Genomic DNA, 16,896 nt, shown 5'->3' on the forward strand with positions numbered 1-16,896 from the left:
GCGAGTTCCTCGGTAGGCCACGTCATCCCCGCGAAGGCGGGGATCCAGACTTGGGCCAGGATGCACTCACCGGGACGCCTGGATCCCCGCCTTCGCGGGGATGACGGCCGACCAAATGATGGTGTGGATTTAGGAAGAGAACGCTCGGAACCGGACGTGCCGGCGGCCTGAAGAAGACAACGAGGCGAAGACGATGATCGAAATCAAGAACCTGCACGCCACCGTGGACGGCAAGGAAATCCTCAAGGGCGTCGACCTGACCATCCGCCCGGGCGAGGTCCATGCCATCATGGGGCCGAACGGCGCCGGCAAGAGCACCATGTCCTACGTCCTGGCCGGCCGCGACGGCTACGAGGTCACGGAAGGCTCGGTCACCTATTACGGCAAGGACCTGCTGGCGATGGAGCCGGAAGAGCGGGCGGCCGAGGGCGTCTTCCTGGCCTTCCAGTATCCGGTCGAAATCCCCGGCGTCGGCAACACCACCTTCCTGAAGACCGCGATCAACGCCATCCGCAAGCATCGCGGCGAGAAGGAGCTGGACGCCATGCAGTTCCTGAAGCTGATCCGCGCCAAGACCAAGGCGCTTGGCATGTCGGACGAGATGCTGAAGCGCGCGGTCAATGTCGGCTTCTCCGGCGGTGAGAAGAAACGCAACGAGACGCTGCAGATGGCGGTGCTGGAACCGAAATTCGCCATCCTCGACGAAACCGACAGCGGCCTCGACATCGACGCGCTGAAGATCGTGGCCGAGGGCGTCAATGCCCTGCGCTCGCCGGAGCGTTCGATGCTGGTCATCACCCACTACCAGCGCCTGCTCGACTACATCATTCCCGACTATGTCCATGTGCTGGCCGCCGGCCGCATCGTGAAGTCGGGCGGCAAGGAACTGGCGCTGGAGCTGGAAAAGAACGGCTACCGCGACTTCGGCGCGAGCGAGGCGGCGTGATGACGGCGCAACATCCCTCCCCCCTTCATCCCATGACCTACTCGACGCGGGGCGCCGATCCGGCGACAGCGCCGGCCTTCCTGGCGCCGCTCGACCAGATGGGATCCGGCCTGCCCGGCAGCGGGTTGTCCTGGCTGAACGAACTGCGCGCCGCCGGGCGTGAGCGCTTCGCCGCCGTCGGCCTGCCGACGATCAAGAACGAGAGCTGGCGCTACACCAACCTGCGCGACCTTACCAAGCTGACCTTCCAGCCGGCCGCTCCCGCCGCCGCCGCGATCGACCTGCTGCCGACCGTCCGGGCCGAGGGGCAGGACGGCCCGCGTCTGGTCTTCGTCGACGGCCGCTTCCGGGGCGACCTGTCGTCGGTCGACGGGCTGCCGCCGCGTGTCGATCTGCTGAGCCTCGACGCCGCGCTGAGCACCCATTCCGGCCTGCTGGCCGACCATCTCGGCCGCCTCGCCGCGGCCGACGACCGTCCGCTGGTGGCGCTGAACAGCGCCTATCTCGCCGATGGTGCGGTCCTGCACGTGCCGGCCAATGTCCAGGTCGAACGGCCGATCGAACTGGTCTTCGTCTCGGTCGGGTCGGAATCGCAGGCGACCACCTGCCATCCGCGCATGCTGCTGATCGCGGAGGCCGGGTCGAAGGCGGTGGTGGTCGAACACCATGTCGGCCGCGGCGCCGGCACCACGCTGTCCAACCACGTCACCGAGGTGTTCGTCGGCGAAGGCGCCACGCTTCACCATTACAAGTCGCAGCGCGAAGGCACCGGCGCCATCCACCTGTCGCACATCGCGGCTACGGTGGCGGCCGGCGGCTGCTACGACAACTTCATCCTGACGACGGGTGCGAAGCTGTCGCGAAACGAGGTGGTCAGCCGCCTCGACGGCACCGAGGCGCGGACCCATGTCAGCGGCGGCTATCTTGTCCGCGGCACCCAGCATGCCGACACCACCACGCTGATCGTCCACGCCCAGCCGAACGGCACCAGCCGCGAGGTCTACAAGGGCGTCATCGACGACACGGCGCGGGCCGTGTTCCAGGGCAAGATCACCGTCTGCCCCGACGCGCAGAAGACCGACGGCTATCAGTTGAACCGCGCCCTGCTGTTGTCCGACGGGGCCGAGATCGACAGCAAGCCGGAACTGGAAATCCATGCCGACGACGTGAAGTGCAGCCACGGCTGCACCGCGGGCGAGTTGGACGACGACGCGCTGTTCTACCTGCGCGCCCGCGGCATCGACCGCGACACCGCCCAGGGCCTGCTGATCGGCGCATTCCTGTCGGAATCCCTCGAGGAGATCGCCGAGGAGTCGATCCGCGACGCCTTCCAGGGGATCGTGGCCGGCTGGCTGGAGGAGCAGAAGTAACCATGTCCGATGCCATCCTGAACCAAGCCTACGACGTGCAGCGGGTGCGGGAGGATTTCCCCATCCTCGCCCGCAGCGTCCACGCCAGGAAGGGAAAGCCCGGCAAGCCGCTGGTCTATCTGGACAGCGGCGCGTCCGCCCAGAAGCCGCGTCAGGTCATCCAGGCCATGACCCGCTTTCTGGAGGAGGATTACTCCAACATCCATCGCGGCGTTCATTTCCTGTCGCAGACCGCCACCGACCAGTTCGAGGCGGTGCGCACCAAGGTCGCGCGCTTTCTGAACGCGCCCAGCGACCGCTGCATCGTCTTCACCCGCAGCTCGACCGAGGCGATCAACCTCGTCGCATCCAGCTATGGCCGCACCTTCCTCAACGAAGGCGACGAGGTCATCCTGTCGATCATGGAGCATCACGCGAACATCGTTCCGTGGCAGCTGCTCCAGGCCGAGAAGAAGATCGTCATCAAGGTCGTGCCCTGCGACGAGGACGGCGTCCTCGACATGGACGCCTACAAGGATCTGCTGTCCGACCGCACGAAGCTGGTGGCGATCACCCACTGCTCCAACGTGCTGGGAACCGTCACCCCGGCCAAGGCCATCGCCAGGCTGGCGCATGAGCGCGGCGTCCCGGTGCTGTTCGACGGCAGCCAGGCGGTGGTGCACGGCACGGTCGACGTGCAGGACATCGACGCCGACTTCTACGTCTTCACCTCGCACAAGCTCTACGGCCCGACCGGTCTCGGCGTGCTGTACGGCAAGTACGACCTGTTGAAGAAGATGCCCCCCTACCAGGGCGGCGGCGACATGATCGAGAGCGTCAGCTTCGAGGGCACCACCTTCAAGGCGCCGCCGTCGCGCTTCGAGGCCGGCACGCCGCCGATCACCGAGGTGATCGGGCTGGGCGCCGCCATCGACTATGTCGAGGCGCTGGGCCGCGACGCCATCGCCGCGCACGAGCACGATTTGCTGCAATACGCGACGCAGCAGCTGTCGCAGATCGACGGCCTTCGCATCGTCGGCACCGCGCCCGGCAAGGGGCCGATCATCTCCTTCGCGCTGGAAGGCGTGCACCCGCACGATGTCGGCACCATCGTCGACCAGTATGGCGTCGCCGTGCGCGTCGGCCGCCATTGCGCCGAGCCGCTGGCCGAGCGGTTCGATGTCGGACCAACCGTCCGCGCCTCCTTCGGCCTCTACAACACGCGGGAGGAAGCCGACGCCCTCGTCCAGTCCCTCCAGGCGGTCAAGGAGTTCTTCGGAGCATGATGGACGATCTGCGCGAGCTGTATCAGGAAGTGATCCTGGACCACGGCAAGAATCCCCGCAACTTCCGCCATCCCGACGACGCCAATCGCGAGGCGAAGGGCGAGAACCCGATGTGCGGCGACCGCTTCATGGTCTATCTGACCCTGAAGGACGGGGTGGTCGACGACGTGGCCTTCCAGGGCCGCGGCTGCGCCATCTCCACCGCCAGCGCCTCGATGATGACGGAGCTGGTGCGCGGCAAGACGGCGGCAGAGGCGGAGAAGCTCTTCCATGCCTTCCACGAGCTGTGCACCCAGGACGAACCCGACATCCCCGAGGGTGTCGACGACGAGACCATGGAAAAGCTGATGGTGATGTCCGGCGTGCGCCAGTTCCCGGTGCGGGTGAAGTGCGCGACGCTGGCCTGGCACGCGATGAACGCGGCACTCCACGGCGAGGCTGCGGCCTCCAGCGACCAGTTTTGAGGGAAGGGGGATCGAAATGCCCGATGAAACCCTGACGCAGCGCCCGATCGCCCCGAACCCGGCCGAAGCCGAGGCGCAGTTGAAGGCCGACACGGCGAATGAGGCGTCCGAGTCCAAGGACTTCGCGCCGATGCCCAAGCCGCCCGAGGGTTACGACCCGCGGGAGGAGATCATGGATCGCGTCGTGGCGGCCATCAAGACCTGCTACGACCCCGAAATCCCGGTCGATATCTGGGAACTCGGCCTGATCTACCGTGTGGACATGGATGGTCAGCGCAATGTCGAGATTGATATGACGCTGACCAGCCCCATGTGTCCGGTGGCCGGCGAACTGCCCGAGCAGGTGCGCCAAGCCGTGCTGGGCGTCGAGGACGTCAACGAGGTCAAGATCGAACTGGTGTGGGAGCCGCCCTGGCACCAGGGCATGATGTCCGAAGAAGCCCGCCTGCAACTGGATATGTTCTGAGCCGTTTTAGGAGACCGTCACCATGGCCCGTTCCCTGCCCAAGGCGCTCACGATCACCGACGCCGCCGCGGAGCGCGTCAAGGCGCTGATGTCGAAGGCCACCGACGACATGGTCGGCCTGCGCATCGGCGTGAAGGCGCGCGGCTGCTCCGGCCTCAGCTACGACGTTCAGTATGCCAAGGAGAAGATGAAGTTCGACGAGGTGGTGGAGGACAAGGGCGTCACCATCCTGATCGACCCGGCCGCCGTCATGTTCCTGATCGGCAGCGAGATGGACTATGTCGACGACAAGTTCCAGACCGGCTTCGTCTTCAAGAACCCCAACGAAAAGGGCCGCTGCGGCTGCGGCGAGAGCTTCCACGTTTGAACGGCGGTGATGCGCCCTCTCCCCTCTTTTAGTCCCCTCTCCCCCCCGGGGAGAGGGTTAGGGTGAGGGGGGTGCGTGGCGGGACCTTTGTGGAAGGCACGCAGTGCATCCCCCTCACCCCGACCCTCTCCCCGGGGGGAGAGGGAGAATCGAGTGGGAAAATCCCCCTCACGACATCGGATTGGCCGGCTTCGGCATCTCAGGCAGCGGGATGAACTCGCCATTGTCCAGATCCGGCAGCTTCATCCGCCCGGCCCGCCAGTCGGCCTTGGCCTGTTCGATGCGCTCCTTCGATGAGGACACGAAGTTCCAGTCGATGAAGCGCTGACCCAGCGGCTCGCCGCCGATGGCCATGACGATGGATTGCGTGGCGGCGGTCAGCTGCGCCGGCTGGCCGGGGGCGAAGACGATCATCCGTCCGGCCTCGACGCGCTGGCCCTCCGCCTCCACGCTTCCCGCCACCACATAGACCGCACGCTCCCACCCGTCCTCCGGCAAGGACACCCGGGCGCCGGGGGCGAGATCCCAGTGGATGTAGAACAGCGGCGAATGGGTCTTCACCCCGGCCTTGGCGCCGAAGGCTTCTCCCGCCACCAGCCGGCCGCGAACGCCGCCCTCCTCGAACACCGGAAGGTCGCCGGTGCCGTAATGGCTGAAGGCCGGATCGGTCTCCTCGTCCGCTTCGGGCAGGGCGACCCAGGCCTGGATTCCATGCATCCGGCCGCCTTCCTGACGGGCGCGCTCGAACCGTTCGGAATGGGTGATGCCGCGCCCGGCGGTCATCCAGTTCACCTCCCCCGGCCGGATCGCCTGTTCGGAGCCGACGCTGTCGCGGTGCATGATCTCGCCCTCGAACAGGTAGGTGACGGTCGACAGCCCGATGTGCGGGTGGGGCCGCACGTCGACGTCGCGCGGCAGCCCAGCTTCGAAATCGACCGGCCCCATATGGTCGAAGAAGACGAAGGGGCCGACCATCCGCCGCTGAACGAAGGGCAGGATCCGTCCCACTTCGAATCCGCCGAGGCTCTTTCGGCGCTGCTCGATCACCATCTCCAGCATGGGGGCTCCTCCCGTCGGTTCAAATGTTTTGGGGGTCAGGCGTTCGGATCGCGCGGCACGGTCTGGATCACCTCGAACCCCTCGAATTCCGGTGGCCCGACATAAAGCGGCTTGCGGGCGCCGGCATTGCCATGGGCGTTGCGGAAGGCCTCAGACCGCGTCCAGTCCTGGAAGGCGGCTTCCGAGTCCCAAACGGTGTGGGAGGAATAGAGCCGGTACTCCTCGCGGTCCGGGCCGCGCAGCATGTGGAATTCGACGAAGCCCGGCACCTTGTGCAGATGGACCTCGCGGTTCAGCCAGACCTCCTCGAACTCCTGCTCGGCCCCGTGGCGGACCTTGAAACGGTTCATCGCGATGAACATGCGGTTTCCTTCCCGATTGGTCGACTGGCCCGACCCGGTCGAGGATAAGGGGCGAAGGCCCGACCGGCAATCGACCCGACGCCGCTCCCCCATATGCCCGATCAAAACCAGGGCCGGGACAGTGGGCGACTGCCAAGCAAACGCCGACTATCATTGTTTTCCATACACTTGCGGCGCGTTTTCTCTACCGCCGCCGCAGACCTTCGACGGCTGGGGTAGAATGCACCTCCCTCCCCTGCCCCGAAGGCCCCGGCATGCACCACACCCGCCAAGCCCCGACATCCCCAGCCGATCCCGGCGGATAGAACATTGAACAGTCGCCGCGGAGATGTTTCACGGTGTTCCAAACCTTCGGAACGGCGGAAGGCGTCGGACCATGGACTGCTGATACCGTTAAGCTCTAATATACGCAAAAGGGGTATAAGCACCGCGAACCGGGCGACCGACCAAGCGGCCAGGGGGGACGAAATGACTTCAGCAGGTCCAACGAAGACGGAGTCGTTGCAGGGTCGCACGAAACCGCCCGGCGCCATCGCGACGCTCGTCATCCTCTCCATTCCCTTCCTGCTGGTCCTTCAGGCCGCCCGTCTTCCCGGTTCGGTGGAGATCGCGCATTACCTGCCGCTGCACAGCTTCTTCGAAACCTTCGCCATCGCCGTCGCCGCCCTGATCTTCGCCATCGGCTGGCATTCCCACACCGCGGAGACTCCGCCGGCCCTGCTGGCCCTGTCCACCGGCTTCCTCGGCGTGGCGCTGCTCGATTTCGGCCATCTGCTGTCCTATGCGGGAATGCCCGATTTCGTGACGCCGTCGGGGCCGGAAAAGGCCATCGCCTTCTGGCTCGGCGCCCGGCTGATGGCGGCGGTTTCCCTGCTGATGGCGGCCACCCTGCCCTGGCGTCCGGGATCGGCGGCGCTGCGCTATCCGCTGATCGGCGGGGTGCTGCTGGCGACCGCCGCGATGTTCGTCGCCATATTGTGGTACCCGGACCTGCTGCCGCGCACCTATCTGCCGGGCCAAGGGCTGACGCCGCTGAAGGTGGCGGCCGAATATGCGCTGGTTCTCCTCTATGCCGGCGCCGCCCTGCTTTTTCACCGCCGCCGGCGCGAGGCGCAGACGTTGGACGTCCATCGCCTTGTCATCGCCGCCGTCGCCATTTCCATCAGCGAGATGTGCTTCACGCTCTATCTCAGCGTCTACGACCTCGCCAATGTGGCCGGGCACATCTACAAGGTCATCGGCTATTGGTACCTGTACCGGGCCGTGTTCGTCACCGCCGTGCACCATCCCTATGACGCCCTGCACAGGTCCCAGCGCGACCTGTGGCGGGAGAAGGAACAGGCACGCGTCACGCTGCTGTCGATCGGCGACGGGCTGATCGCCACCGACACCGCCGGCCGCGTTTCCCTGATGAACCCGGTGGCGGAACGCCTGACCGGCTGGACGGTGGCGGAAGCCGTCGGCCGCCCGGTGGTCGAGGTGTTCGACATCGAGAATGCCGAGACCGGGCAACGGGTTCCGGTACCGGTCCAGCAGGTGCTGGAGAACGGCCACATGGTCGGCCTCGCCAACCACACGGTGCTGGTGGCGCGCGGCGGCAGCCGCAGCCACATCGCCGACATGGCCTCTCCCATCCAGGACCGCGACGGCGCGCTGCACGGCGTCGTCATGGTCTTCCAGGATGTGACCGAGACCTATGCCAGCCGCGAGGCGTTGAAGGACAGCCTGTCGCTGAACACCGGCATCCTGGAGAGCGCGGCCTGCGGCATCATCGCCACCACGCTGGACGGCGTCGTCCGCGTCTTCAACCGCGAGGCGGAGCGCATCTTCGGCTATCCGTCGGAGGAGATCGTCGGCACCACCGACCTGCCGCGCCTGTACGACCGGGATGAACTGCGTGCCCACGCCGACGGACTCGCCGCGGAACTCGGCCGGCCGGTGCGGGCGGGTTTCGATGCGCTGGTCGCCCGCACCCGCGACAGCGGCCAGCCGGAGTCCGGCGAATGGACCGGACTGCGCAGGGATGGCGCCCGCATTTCCGTTTCCACCCTGACCAGCATGCTGCGCGACAGCGGCGGCGCGGTACGCGGCTACCTGACGGTGGTGATGGACGTCACCGAGCGGAAGCGGACGGAACGGCAGATCGAGAATCTCGCTTTCTACGACCCGCTGACCAACCTGCCGAACCGTCGCCTGCTGCTGGAACATCTCGACAGCCATCTGCGGACGGCGCGCCAGACCGGCCGCTACGGCGCGCTGATGTTCCTCGACCTCGACGACTTCAAGGGACTGAACGACGCCCGCGGCCACATCGTCGGCGACATGCTGCTGCGCGAACTGGCGGTGCGGCTGAACGCCACCCTGCGCAAGGGCGATCTGGTCAGCCGGCTGAGCGGCGACGAGTTCGTCATCCTTCTGCCCGACCTGGGTGAGGCGGCGGATGAGGCGGCGGAGATCGCCCGGCGGGTGGCCGAAAAGCTACGGCTGGCGGTGGCCCAGCCCTTCCAGCTCGACCGCTGCGAACACAGCATCTTCGCCAGCATCGGCCTGACCGTCTTCCCCAAGTCGCCGGACGAATCGGTGGAGGACCTGCTGAAGCAGGCGGACACCGCCATGTATGCCGCCAAGGACGGCGGGCGGAACACCATCCGCGACTATGACCCCACCATGCTGGTGGACGCCCAGGCCCGTCTGCTGCTGCAGCAGGATTTGCGCAAGGCGGTCGATGCCGGGGAGTTCACCCTGTTCCTGCAGCCGCAGACCCGGGCCGACGGCACGCTGGTCGCGGCGGAGGCGCTGATCCGCTGGCAGCATCCGCAACGCGGCTTCGTCGCCCCCGGCGCCTTCATCGCGGTGGCGGAGGAGTCGGGCCTGATCCTGCCGCTGGGCGACTGGATCCTGATGGAGGCCTGCCATGTGCTGCGCCGTCTGGCCGATGCCGGCAGCGACTGCCACCTGTCGGTCAACATCAGTCCGCGCCAGTTCCGTCAGCAGACCTTCTGCGCGGGCGTCATCGCCGCCCTGCGCGCCACCCGCACCGATCCGCGCCGCCTGACCTTGGAAATCACCGAGGGCATCGCCGTCGGCGACTGCGCCGACACCGTCGCCAAGATGTCGGAACTGGCGGCCTTCGGGATTTCCTTCTCGCTGGATGATTTCGGCACCGGCTTCTCGTCGCTGTCCTATCTGAAGCGGCTGCCGGTGGGAGAAATCAAGATCGACCGCTCCTTCGTCCAGGATGTCGACCGCAACAGCCACAATGCCGTGCTGGTGGAGACGATGCTGTCGATTTCCAGCCGGCTCGGCCTGAAGGCGGTGGCGGAGGGGGTGGAGACGGCAGCCGAACGGGACTTCCTGGAAGACCGCGGCTGCACGATCTTCCAGGGATACTATTTCGATCGACCGATGCCGGTCGAAGACTTCATCCGCAAATACGTGACAACACCGGAACTCGCAGGCAAAGAAGAGCCGGCCCATGCCTAAGGCCGGACCGGCTCTCGAACCCGATTACTTCTGTGCAATCATCTTGGGTTGGCCGTTGCTCCAGACATACATGACATAGTTCGGCTTGACGATGTCGCCCTTCTTGTCGAACTCGATCGGACCGACGACGGTGTCGAAGCTGTTGGCATGCAGGGCCTTCGCCAGCTTGCCGCTGTCGGTGCCGCCGGACTTCTGCAGGCCCTGGGCGATGACCTGGACCGCGGCATAGCTATAGAAGGCGAAGTTGCCCGGTTCCGGCAGGCCGGCCTTCTTGAAGGAGGCGATCAGCTCCTGCGCCTTGGGATCGCTGGCCGCCGACGGGCTGTCGGTGTAGAGCGTGCCCTCGCCGGCCGGGCCGGTGATCGACCAGTATTCCTGGTTGTTCAGGCCGTCGCCGGCGATGAACTGCGGCTTCAGTCCCTGTTCCTGCGCCTGACGGACGATCAGGCCCAGTTCCGGATGGTAACCGCCGTAATAGACGGCATCGATGTTCTTGTCCTTCAGGCTGGTGATCAGCGCCGAGAAGTCCTTTTCGCCCGCCGTGACCGAACCGCGATAGGCCACCTTTCCGCCGGCCTTTTCCAACGTCTCCACCACGACGTCGGCCAGCCCCTTGCCATAGGCCTGCTTGTCGTCCAGCACGGCGATGTTCTTGCCCTTGAAGTTCTGGGCAAGATAGTTGCCGGCAACCACGCCCTGCTGGTCGTCACGGCCGCAGACGCGGAAAATGGTCGGATAGCCCTTGGCGGTCAGCAGGGGGTTGGTGGCGGTCGGGCTGACCATCACCACGCTTTCCTCCTGGTAGACGTCGGCCGCCGGAATGCTGGCGCCGGAGCAGAGATGGCCGACGACGGCCGTAACCTGATCGCGCACGAACTGGTTGGCGACAGCCACCGCCTGCCGCGGGTCGCAGGCGTCGTCGCCCACCTTCAGCACCAGCTTCTGGCCCAGCACGCCGCCCTTGGCGTTGATGTCCGCGACCGCCTGCTTGGCGCCATACACTGACTGCTCACCCAGTGCTGCCACCGGACCCGTGGTCGCCGTGCCGAGTCCGATCACGATGTCGGCCTGCGCCGTGCCGAAGCCGGCCAGCAGCGCCGTCGCGCTGACGAAGGAAAGGACGGTGAGACGCATGGTTGGTTCTCCCAGGATTGCTGTTTTGTAGGGGACCCTGTCCGCCGGTCCCGGCATGTTTCCTTTTCTGACCGATACGACAGGAATTTGAAAGCGCGATCATGGGTTTCGCAGCGCTCCGAACGGAGCCGCGACCGTTCGTCGCCGCCCCAAATGTCCCGCTATTTGGCACTATGCGGAATTATTTGACACATCTCGGCGCATGCGCCAGCATCGGAGAAATCAATGGTGGTCAAACAAACCATGAGCGCGGCGATGGAAGCGACGGAGCAGGAGGCTGACGCCGGAAAGACCCAGGGCACCGGGACGCAGACCCTGCTGCGCGGCCTTGCGCTGCTCGAATGCGTGGCGGCCGGTATCTGCGACGTGAAGGGCATCGCGACGCGGCTCGGCACCCCGCGCAGCACCACCAACCGCATGCTCGCCAGTCTGGTGGCGGAGGGGTATCTGCACCACATCCCCTACAAGGGCTATCTGCTGGGACCAAAGCTGATCCAACTCGGCATGAAGGCGCTGGAGCAGCGCCCGCTGGTCGCCATCGCCCGCCCGCATATCGAGACATTGGCCGAGGCGACCGGCGACACCGTCCATCTCGGCGTCGAGGAGAATGGCGAGGTGTTCTACCTCGACAAGATTCCCGGCACCCGTGGGCTGGAAATGCGGTCCCGCACCGGACAGCGCATGCCGCTCGCCTCCACCGGACTGGGCAAGGCGCTGATGCTGGGGATGCCGCCGGCGCGTTGGCAGACGCTCCATGCGCTGACCTGCCCGGCAGGGTCGCCCGCCGGCCGGCCACGTCCGGCCGAGTGGCCGGTGTTTCAGGAACAGTTGACCCGCTACGTCGCCCAGGGTTGGGCGATGGATTTGGAAGAGAACGAACTCGGCATCCGATGCGTCGCAGCGCCGGTGCGCGACGGCCGGAATCTGGTGGTGGCGGCGGTCAGCGTCGCCAGCGCCGTCCCCTACATGCCCGAAGACCGGATGACGACGCTGGGACCGCTGGTCCGCGCGACGGCCGAGGCAATTTCCAAGGATCTGGGATGGACCGAACCGTGACCTCCTCCGCCGGAACCACCTCCGACCACCCTGCATTGATCGCGCTGGATTGGGGCACGTCGAGCCTGCGCGGCTTCCTGCTGGACGGCTCCGCCCGCATATTGGCCGCGCGGTCGAACGGGCACGGCATCCAGAACCTGCCGCAGCCCGGCGCCGCGGGCTTCGATACGGCACTGGCCGGGCTTTGCGGCGATTGGCTGGACGCCCATCCCATCCTGCCGGTGGTGGCCGGCGGCATGGTCGGCAGCGCCCAGGGCTGGGTCGAGGCGCCCTATGTCACCACGCCGGCCGACGCGACGACGCTGGCCGACAAGGCGGCACGGGTCGAGACGGCGGCCGGCAGGCGGATCCTGATCGCGCCGGGCGTCCTGCACGATCCTGGCGGCGGCGTTTCCGCCACTGCGATTCCCGATGTCATGCGGGGCGAGGAAATCCAGATCGCCGGCGCGCTGGCCGAGAATACCGGTTGGGCGCGCAATGCCTGCGTCGCGATGCCCGGCACCCATTCCAAATGGGTCCAGGTCGCCGACGGCCGCATCGCCGGCTTTTCCACCTTCATGACGGGCGAATTGTTCGCGGTTCTGAAGACCCACTCGCTGCTCGGCCGCCTGATGCCGGCCGGAGTCGACGCGACGCCGGAGGATGAGGAGGCGGCCTTCTCCATCGGCATCCGCGCCGCCCAATCGGCCGGGCCGGGCGACCTGCCGCACCAGCTGTTCGCCACCCGCACGCTGGGGCTGACCAAACGCCTGCCGCCGGAAGCACTGGCGCATTACCTGTCGGGCCTGCTGATCGGACACGAACTGCGGTCCGGTCTGGCTCTTCTGGCGGAGATGCCGACCGGCACGCCGCTGCTGCTGATCGGCGATCCGGCGCTTTGCCGCCGCTACAGCCACGGCCTTGCCGCCTTCGGCGCCACACCTACCGCACAACTCGGCAACACCGCCCCCCGCGGCCTGTTCCAGTTCGCCGCCGCAGCAGGACTTCTGCCCTCCGCGTCCGCCACGCCCTCCAGCATCAAGAGCGCACCATGACAGAGCTTTCGCTTTCCGCCCGCGTCGATGCGGCCTTCGCCGCCCTGCCGCTGGTCGCGATCCTGCGCGGCCTCACCCCGGCGGAGGCTGTGCCTGCGGCCAATGCGCTCTATGACGCCGGCTTCCGCCTGATCGAGGTGCCGCTGAACTCCCCCGATCCGTTCGTCAGCATCGAGGCCATCCGCCGCGCCCTGCCGCGGGATGCGCTCGTCGGGGCCGGGACGGTCCTGGCGCTGGATCAGGTCGACCGGTTGGCCGCCATCGGCGCCGATCTGGTGGTGATGCCGCATGCGGACACCGCGATCATCCGCGCCGCCAAGTCGCAGTCGATGATCACTGTTCCCGGCGTCGCCACCGCGACGGAGGCCTTCGCGGCGCTCGCCGCCGGCGCCGATGCGCTGAAGCTGTTCCCGGCGGAGCAGATCACCCCGCGGGTGGTGAAGGCGTTGCGCGCGGTGGTTCCGCACAACGTGCGGCTGCTCCCCGTCGGCGGCATCACGCCCGATACCATGCAGCCCTACCGCGCGGCGGGTGCGGCCGGCTTCGGGCTCGGCTCCGCCCTCTACAGTCCCGGCCTGCCGGTGGCCGAACTGGCCGCCCGCGCCGCCCGCTTCGCCCAGGCTTGGGCGGAGGGGACCGTCGCCCGCTGATTTCACTTTCCATTTTCGCCATCCAACGACCGGCGTACACGCCGGCGCACCACAGAGGGAATCCCATGAAGGTCACCAATCGCCTTTCCCGCCGTGCACTGACGGTCGGCCTGTCCGCGGGCGTGCTGATCGCCGGGGCCGCGACCCTGCCCGGTGCGGCCTTTGCCGCCGACTATCCGACGAAGCAGATCGAGCTGATCGTCCCCTACGCTGCCGGCGGCGGCACCGACCTCGTCGCCCGTGCCTTCGCCGACGCGGCGAAGAAGCATCTGCCGCAGCCGATCGGCGTGGTCAACAAGACCGGCGGCGGCGGTGCCGTCGGCCTGACCGAGATCATGGCCGCCCGCCCCGACGGCTATAAGATCGGCATGGGAACGGTGGAGATCACCCTGCTGCCGCATATGGGCGTCGCCCGCTTCACCGTGGACGACTTCACCCCGATCGCCCGACTGAATGCGGAGCCGAGCGCGATCACCGTCAAGGCCGACTCGCCCTGGAAGACCTTCGAGGAGTTCCTGGACTACGCCAAGGCCAACCCCGGCAAGGTGCGTATCGGCAACTCCGGAACCGGTGCCATCTGGCACCTCGCTGCCGAAGCGCTGGCGGACAAGACCGGCACCAGCTTCAACCATGTGCCCTTCGACGGTGCCAATCCGGCCGTGACCTCGCTGCTGGGCGGCCATATCGAGGCGGTATCGGTCAGCCCGGCCGAGGTGTCGAGCCAACTCGCCGCCGGCCAACTGCGCATGCTGGCCATCATGGCCGATCAGCGCCAGAAGGCCTTCCCCGACGTGCCCACGCTGAAGGAGAAGGGCATCGACCTGACCGTCGCCACCTGGCGCGGCATCGTCGTGCCGAAGAAGACTCCGGCCGCGGTCGTCGAAACCCTGCGCACCGCCAGCAAGGCCGCGGCGGAGGACCAGAGCTTCCGCGACCAGTTGGCCAAGATGAACCTGACCTGGGCCTATGCCGACGGTCCCGAGTTCGGTCAGGTCATGCAGAAGGACAATGCCTTCTTCAAGGGCATGATGACCAAGCTGGGCATGGCGAAGTAACGCCTGACCGAACAGACCCCGGTGGTCCGCCGCCGGGGTCGCCTTTTCGGTTGAGGAGACCGGACCATGAGCACCCCGTCCGCCGGGAGCGAACGCCCCGGCTCCAGCGATGATGCCGGCAACGCCATGCCGTTGACGACGAAGATCGCAAATCTGGTGATCTCCGTCGTGCTGATCGCGGTCGCCGCGTCGGCCATCGCCACGACCTCCGATTTTCCGAAAAGCATGCTCGCCGCCGATGTCGGCGCCGCGCGCTTCCCGATCATTCATTCCGGCGCGCTGATCCTGCTGTGCCTGATCCTGATTGCCAACACATTGCGCGCACCCACCGCCCCCGCCGCCGATGGGCAGGTACGCGTCGGCATTGCCGGCTATGCCGGTGTCGCGCTGGGCATGCTGGCGACCGCCGCCTGCATCGCCGCCATGGAGCATGTCGGCTACGGCCCGGCCACTGCCGTCTACATGGCGGTCATCATGGCGCTGATGGGACAGCGCAGTCCGATCTGGAATCCGGTTCTTGCAGTCGGCGTGACCGCGCTGGTCTACGGCGTCTTCCATTACATGCTGCAGGTGCCGCTGCCGGTGGGGAGCCTGTTCGAATGACCCGCACTCTCCACTCCGTCGCGCCCCTCTGCCCGGTGGGAGACAGCCGCCATGCATGAACTTGACCTTCTGATGAGCGGCTTCGCCACGTTGGCGTCGAATCCGCTGGCGCTGCTGCTGGCGCTGGTCGGCGTAACGCTGGGCATCGTCATCGGTGCCCTGCCCGGCCTGACCGCGACCATGGGCGTCGCCATCCTGCTGCCCTTCACCTTCGGCATGGACCCGGTGTCCGGCCTGCTGATGATTTCCGGGGTGTTCTTCGGCGGCGTCTATGGCGGGTCGGTGACGGCGATCCTGCTGCGCATCCCCGGCACCCCGGCCGCCGCCGCCACGGCCCTGGACGGGTTCGAGTTGACCAGGAAGGGCATGGCGGGGGTGGCGCTGGGCACGGCGACGCTGTCCTCCTTCCTCGGCGGCACCGCCAGCATTTTCGTGCTGATCTTCATGGCCCCGATCCTGGCCGGCTTCGCCCTCGAGTTCAGTGCGCCGGAGAGCTTCGCGCTGGCCGTCTTCGGATTGAGCATCATCGCCAGCATTTCCGGCCGCTCGGTCATCAAGGGCCTGATCGCCGGCTTCCTTGGGCTGCTGATCGCCACCGTCGGCATGGACCCGATGGACGGATTTCCCCGCTTCACCGGCGGCTATACCGAGTTGTTCAACGTTCCCTTCATCCCGGTGATGATTGGCCTGTTCGCCGCGGCCGAAGCCTTCAAGACGCTGGAGGATCCGAAGGTCCGCCTGGGCATGGCGGCGGCGCTGGGCCGCATTCTGCCGGACTGGCCGACCTACCGCCGCATGCTGGGTACGGTGGCGCGCTCCTCCGGCCTCGGCATCGTGATCGGCATCATACCCGGCGCCGGCGCCGACATCGCCGCCTATGTCGCCTATAACGAGGCCAAGCGGTTCAGCCGGACGCCGGAGAATTACGGCAAGGGCGAACTGGCCGGCGTCGCCGCGTGCGAAGCCGGTGCCAACGGCTGCACCGGCGGCGCGCTGCTGACCATGCTGACGCTGGGCATTCCGGGCGACGCGGTGACCGCGGTGATGCTGGGCGCTCTGACTCTGCAGGGATTGCAGCCGGGACCGCTGCTGTTGAAGGACCATGCGGATCTGGTCTTCACCCTGTTCGCCGGCATGCTGTTCTGCTACGTCGCCATGCTGGTCATCGGGCTGGCCTCCCTGCGCTTCATGGGCCGGGTGCTGCAGATGCCGAAGTCGGTGCTGACGCCGGTGATTCTGGTCCTGTGCATCGTCGGCACCTATGCCATCAACAACAGCCTGTTCGACATCGGCGTCATGCTGGCGGCGGGGGTCGCCGGATACTTCATGCAGAAGTGGGACTTCCCGGCCTCCCCGGTGGTGCTGGCCCTGATCATGGGACCGATGGCGGAAGCCAATTTCCGCCGGGCGCTGTCACTCTCCAGCGGAAGCTACGACTTCCTCTACACCCGGCCGATCACCGTGGTGCTGCTGTCGGTGGCCATCCTGACCCTGCTGCTGCCGTTGGTGAAGCGCTGGCGTGCCCACCGGACGGAGAGCCGCCGGCCCGGCGCCACCAGTCCCCTCCATCAAACCAAGTGAA

General features: G+C 66.8%; 16 protein-coding genes. 13 read left to right on the plus strand and 3 right to left on the minus strand.

The annotated features are described in order from the left end of the window. The first annotated feature begins 193 nt into the window (after window positions 1-193). Genes sufC through FZ029_RS24770 form a run of 6 tightly spaced genes read left to right on the plus strand, consistent with a single transcriptional unit; the run spans window position 194 to window position 4,878 of the window. On the plus strand, window positions 194-946 hold the full coding sequence (gene sufC / locus FZ029_RS24745) for a Fe-S cluster assembly ATPase SufC (RefSeq protein WP_149272375.1): 753 nt from the start codon (window positions 194-196) through the stop codon (window positions 944-946). After that, window positions 946-2,316, plus strand: a complete 1,371-nt coding sequence (gene sufD / locus FZ029_RS24750; protein WP_247892482.1) for a Fe-S cluster assembly protein SufD — start codon at window positions 946-948, stop codon at window positions 2,314-2,316. Before sufC ends, sufD begins: the two co-directional genes overlap by 1 nt. Before the next feature lie 2 nt (window positions 2,317-2,318). Then, the gene (locus FZ029_RS24755; protein ID WP_149272376.1) at window positions 2,319-3,581 is read left to right on the plus strand and encodes a cysteine desulfurase; all 1,263 of its coding nucleotides are present in this window, start codon (window positions 2,319-2,321) and stop codon (window positions 3,579-3,581) included. Next, a complete protein-coding gene (gene sufU / locus FZ029_RS24760; RefSeq protein ID WP_149225616.1) occupies window positions 3,578-4,045 on the plus strand; it encodes a Fe-S cluster assembly sulfur transfer protein SufU in 468 nt (155 codons plus the stop codon). The genes FZ029_RS24755 and sufU overlap by 4 nt, the downstream gene beginning before the upstream one ends. Window positions 4,046-4,061: 16 nt before the next feature. After that, the gene (locus FZ029_RS24765; protein ID WP_149272377.1) at window positions 4,062-4,511 is read left to right on the plus strand and encodes an iron-sulfur cluster assembly protein; all 450 of its coding nucleotides are present in this window, start codon (window positions 4,062-4,064) and stop codon (window positions 4,509-4,511) included. 22 nt (window positions 4,512-4,533) lie between these two features. Continuing rightward, on the plus strand, window positions 4,534-4,878 hold the full coding sequence (locus tag FZ029_RS24770; protein ID WP_109865217.1) for an iron-sulfur cluster assembly accessory protein: 345 nt from the start codon (window positions 4,534-4,536) through the stop codon (window positions 4,876-4,878). 168 nt (window positions 4,879-5,046) lie between these two features. Here FZ029_RS24770 and FZ029_RS24780 read toward each other — a convergent pair whose 3' ends face one another. Next, a complete protein-coding gene (locus FZ029_RS24780; RefSeq protein ID WP_149272379.1) occupies window positions 5,047-5,937 on the minus strand; it encodes a pirin family protein in 891 nt (296 codons plus the stop codon). Between the two features lie 35 nt (window positions 5,938-5,972). Next, the gene (locus FZ029_RS24785) at window positions 5,973-6,299 is read right to left on the minus strand and encodes an antibiotic biosynthesis monooxygenase (RefSeq protein WP_149199059.1); all 327 of its coding nucleotides are present in this window, start codon (window positions 6,297-6,299) and stop codon (window positions 5,973-5,975) included. A 501-nt stretch (window positions 6,300-6,800) separates the two neighbouring features. Here FZ029_RS24785 and FZ029_RS24790 point away from each other — a divergent pair. Next, window positions 6,801-9,782 carry an MASE3 domain-containing protein gene (locus FZ029_RS24790; protein ID WP_247892483.1) on the plus strand — a complete coding sequence of 994 codons (2,982 nt, stop codon included), beginning with the start codon at window positions 6,801-6,803 and terminating at the stop codon, window positions 9,780-9,782. Window positions 9,783-9,806: 24 nt separating this feature from the next. Here FZ029_RS24790 and FZ029_RS24795 read toward each other — a convergent pair whose 3' ends face one another. Continuing rightward, the gene (locus FZ029_RS24795) at window positions 9,807-10,916 is read right to left on the minus strand and encodes a branched-chain amino acid ABC transporter substrate-binding protein (RefSeq protein ID WP_149199061.1); all 1,110 of its coding nucleotides are present in this window, start codon (window positions 10,914-10,916) and stop codon (window positions 9,807-9,809) included. A 243-nt stretch (window positions 10,917-11,159) separates the two neighbouring features. On the opposite strand from FZ029_RS24795, the gene FZ029_RS24800 reads away from it, so the two are divergent. The 6 genes from FZ029_RS24800 to FZ029_RS24825 all read left to right on the plus strand — a co-directional run bounded on the left by FZ029_RS24800 (window position 11,160) and on the right by FZ029_RS24825 (window position 16,895). Continuing rightward, the gene (locus FZ029_RS24800; RefSeq protein WP_149272404.1) at window positions 11,160-11,972 is read left to right on the plus strand and encodes an IclR family transcriptional regulator; all 813 of its coding nucleotides are present in this window, start codon (window positions 11,160-11,162) and stop codon (window positions 11,970-11,972) included. After that, entirely contained in the window at window positions 11,957-13,006 is a 1,050-nt protein-coding gene (locus tag FZ029_RS24805) for a 2-dehydro-3-deoxygalactonokinase (protein ID WP_149272381.1), read from the plus strand. Before FZ029_RS24800 ends, FZ029_RS24805 begins: the two co-directional genes overlap by 16 nt. Beyond that, window positions 13,003-13,656 carry a 2-dehydro-3-deoxy-6-phosphogalactonate aldolase gene (locus FZ029_RS24810; protein ID WP_149272382.1) on the plus strand — a complete coding sequence of 218 codons (654 nt, stop codon included), beginning with the start codon at window positions 13,003-13,005 and terminating at the stop codon, window positions 13,654-13,656. The genes FZ029_RS24805 and FZ029_RS24810 overlap by 4 nt, the downstream gene beginning before the upstream one ends. A 65-nt stretch (window positions 13,657-13,721) precedes the next feature. Then, a complete protein-coding gene (locus FZ029_RS24815) occupies window positions 13,722-14,711 on the plus strand; it encodes a tripartite tricarboxylate transporter substrate binding protein (protein ID WP_149272383.1) in 990 nt (329 codons plus the stop codon). Between the two features lie 66 nt (window positions 14,712-14,777). Further along, window positions 14,778-15,314, plus strand: a complete 537-nt coding sequence (locus FZ029_RS24820; protein WP_149272384.1) for a tripartite tricarboxylate transporter TctB family protein — start codon at window positions 14,778-14,780, stop codon at window positions 15,312-15,314. 51 nt (window positions 15,315-15,365) lie between these two features. Then, entirely contained in the window at window positions 15,366-16,895 is a 1,530-nt protein-coding gene (locus FZ029_RS24825) for a tripartite tricarboxylate transporter permease (RefSeq protein WP_149272385.1), read from the plus strand. The last annotated feature ends 1 nt before the right edge of the window (window position 16,896 follow it).

The sequence above is a fragment of the Azospirillum sp. Sh1 genome, assembly GCF_008365135.1.
Taxonomy (GTDB): domain Bacteria; phylum Pseudomonadota; class Alphaproteobacteria; order Azospirillales; family Azospirillaceae; genus Azospirillum; species Azospirillum oryzae.

Excerpts from the sequence above, each read along its gene's own strand:
- sufC (WP_149272375.1), top strand. The coding sequence starts at position 194 with ATGATCGAAATCAAGAACCTGCACGCCACCGTGGACGGCAAGGAAATC.
- sufD (WP_247892482.1), top strand. The coding sequence starts at position 946 with ATGACGGCGCAACATCCCTCCCCCCTTCATCCCATGACCTACTCGACG.
- FZ029_RS24755 (WP_149272376.1), top strand. The coding sequence starts at position 2,319 with ATGTCCGATGCCATCCTGAACCAAGCCTACGACGTGCAGCGGGTGCGG.
- sufU (WP_149225616.1), top strand. The coding sequence starts at position 3,578 with ATGATGGACGATCTGCGCGAGCTGTATCAGGAAGTGATCCTGGACCAC.
- FZ029_RS24765 (WP_149272377.1), top strand. The coding sequence starts at position 4,062 with ATGCCCGATGAAACCCTGACGCAGCGCCCGATCGCCCCGAACCCGGCC.
- FZ029_RS24770 (WP_109865217.1), top strand. The coding sequence starts at position 4,534 with ATGGCCCGTTCCCTGCCCAAGGCGCTCACGATCACCGACGCCGCCGCG.
- FZ029_RS24780 (WP_149272379.1), bottom strand. The coding sequence starts at position 5,937 with ATGCTGGAGATGGTGATCGAGCAGCGCCGAAAGAGCCTCGGCGGATTC.
- FZ029_RS24785 (WP_149199059.1), bottom strand. The coding sequence starts at position 6,299 with ATGTTCATCGCGATGAACCGTTTCAAGGTCCGCCACGGGGCCGAGCAG.
- FZ029_RS24795 (WP_149199061.1), bottom strand. The coding sequence starts at position 10,916 with ATGCGTCTCACCGTCCTTTCCTTCGTCAGCGCGACGGCGCTGCTGGCC.
- FZ029_RS24800 (WP_149272404.1), top strand. The coding sequence starts at position 11,160 with ATGAGCGCGGCGATGGAAGCGACGGAGCAGGAGGCTGACGCCGGAAAG.
- FZ029_RS24805 (WP_149272381.1), top strand. The coding sequence starts at position 11,957 with ATGGACCGAACCGTGACCTCCTCCGCCGGAACCACCTCCGACCACCCT.
- FZ029_RS24810 (WP_149272382.1), top strand. The coding sequence starts at position 13,003 with ATGACAGAGCTTTCGCTTTCCGCCCGCGTCGATGCGGCCTTCGCCGCC.
- FZ029_RS24815 (WP_149272383.1), top strand. The coding sequence starts at position 13,722 with ATGAAGGTCACCAATCGCCTTTCCCGCCGTGCACTGACGGTCGGCCTG.
- FZ029_RS24820 (WP_149272384.1), top strand. The coding sequence starts at position 14,778 with ATGAGCACCCCGTCCGCCGGGAGCGAACGCCCCGGCTCCAGCGATGAT.
- FZ029_RS24825 (WP_149272385.1), top strand. The coding sequence starts at position 15,366 with ATGCATGAACTTGACCTTCTGATGAGCGGCTTCGCCACGTTGGCGTCG.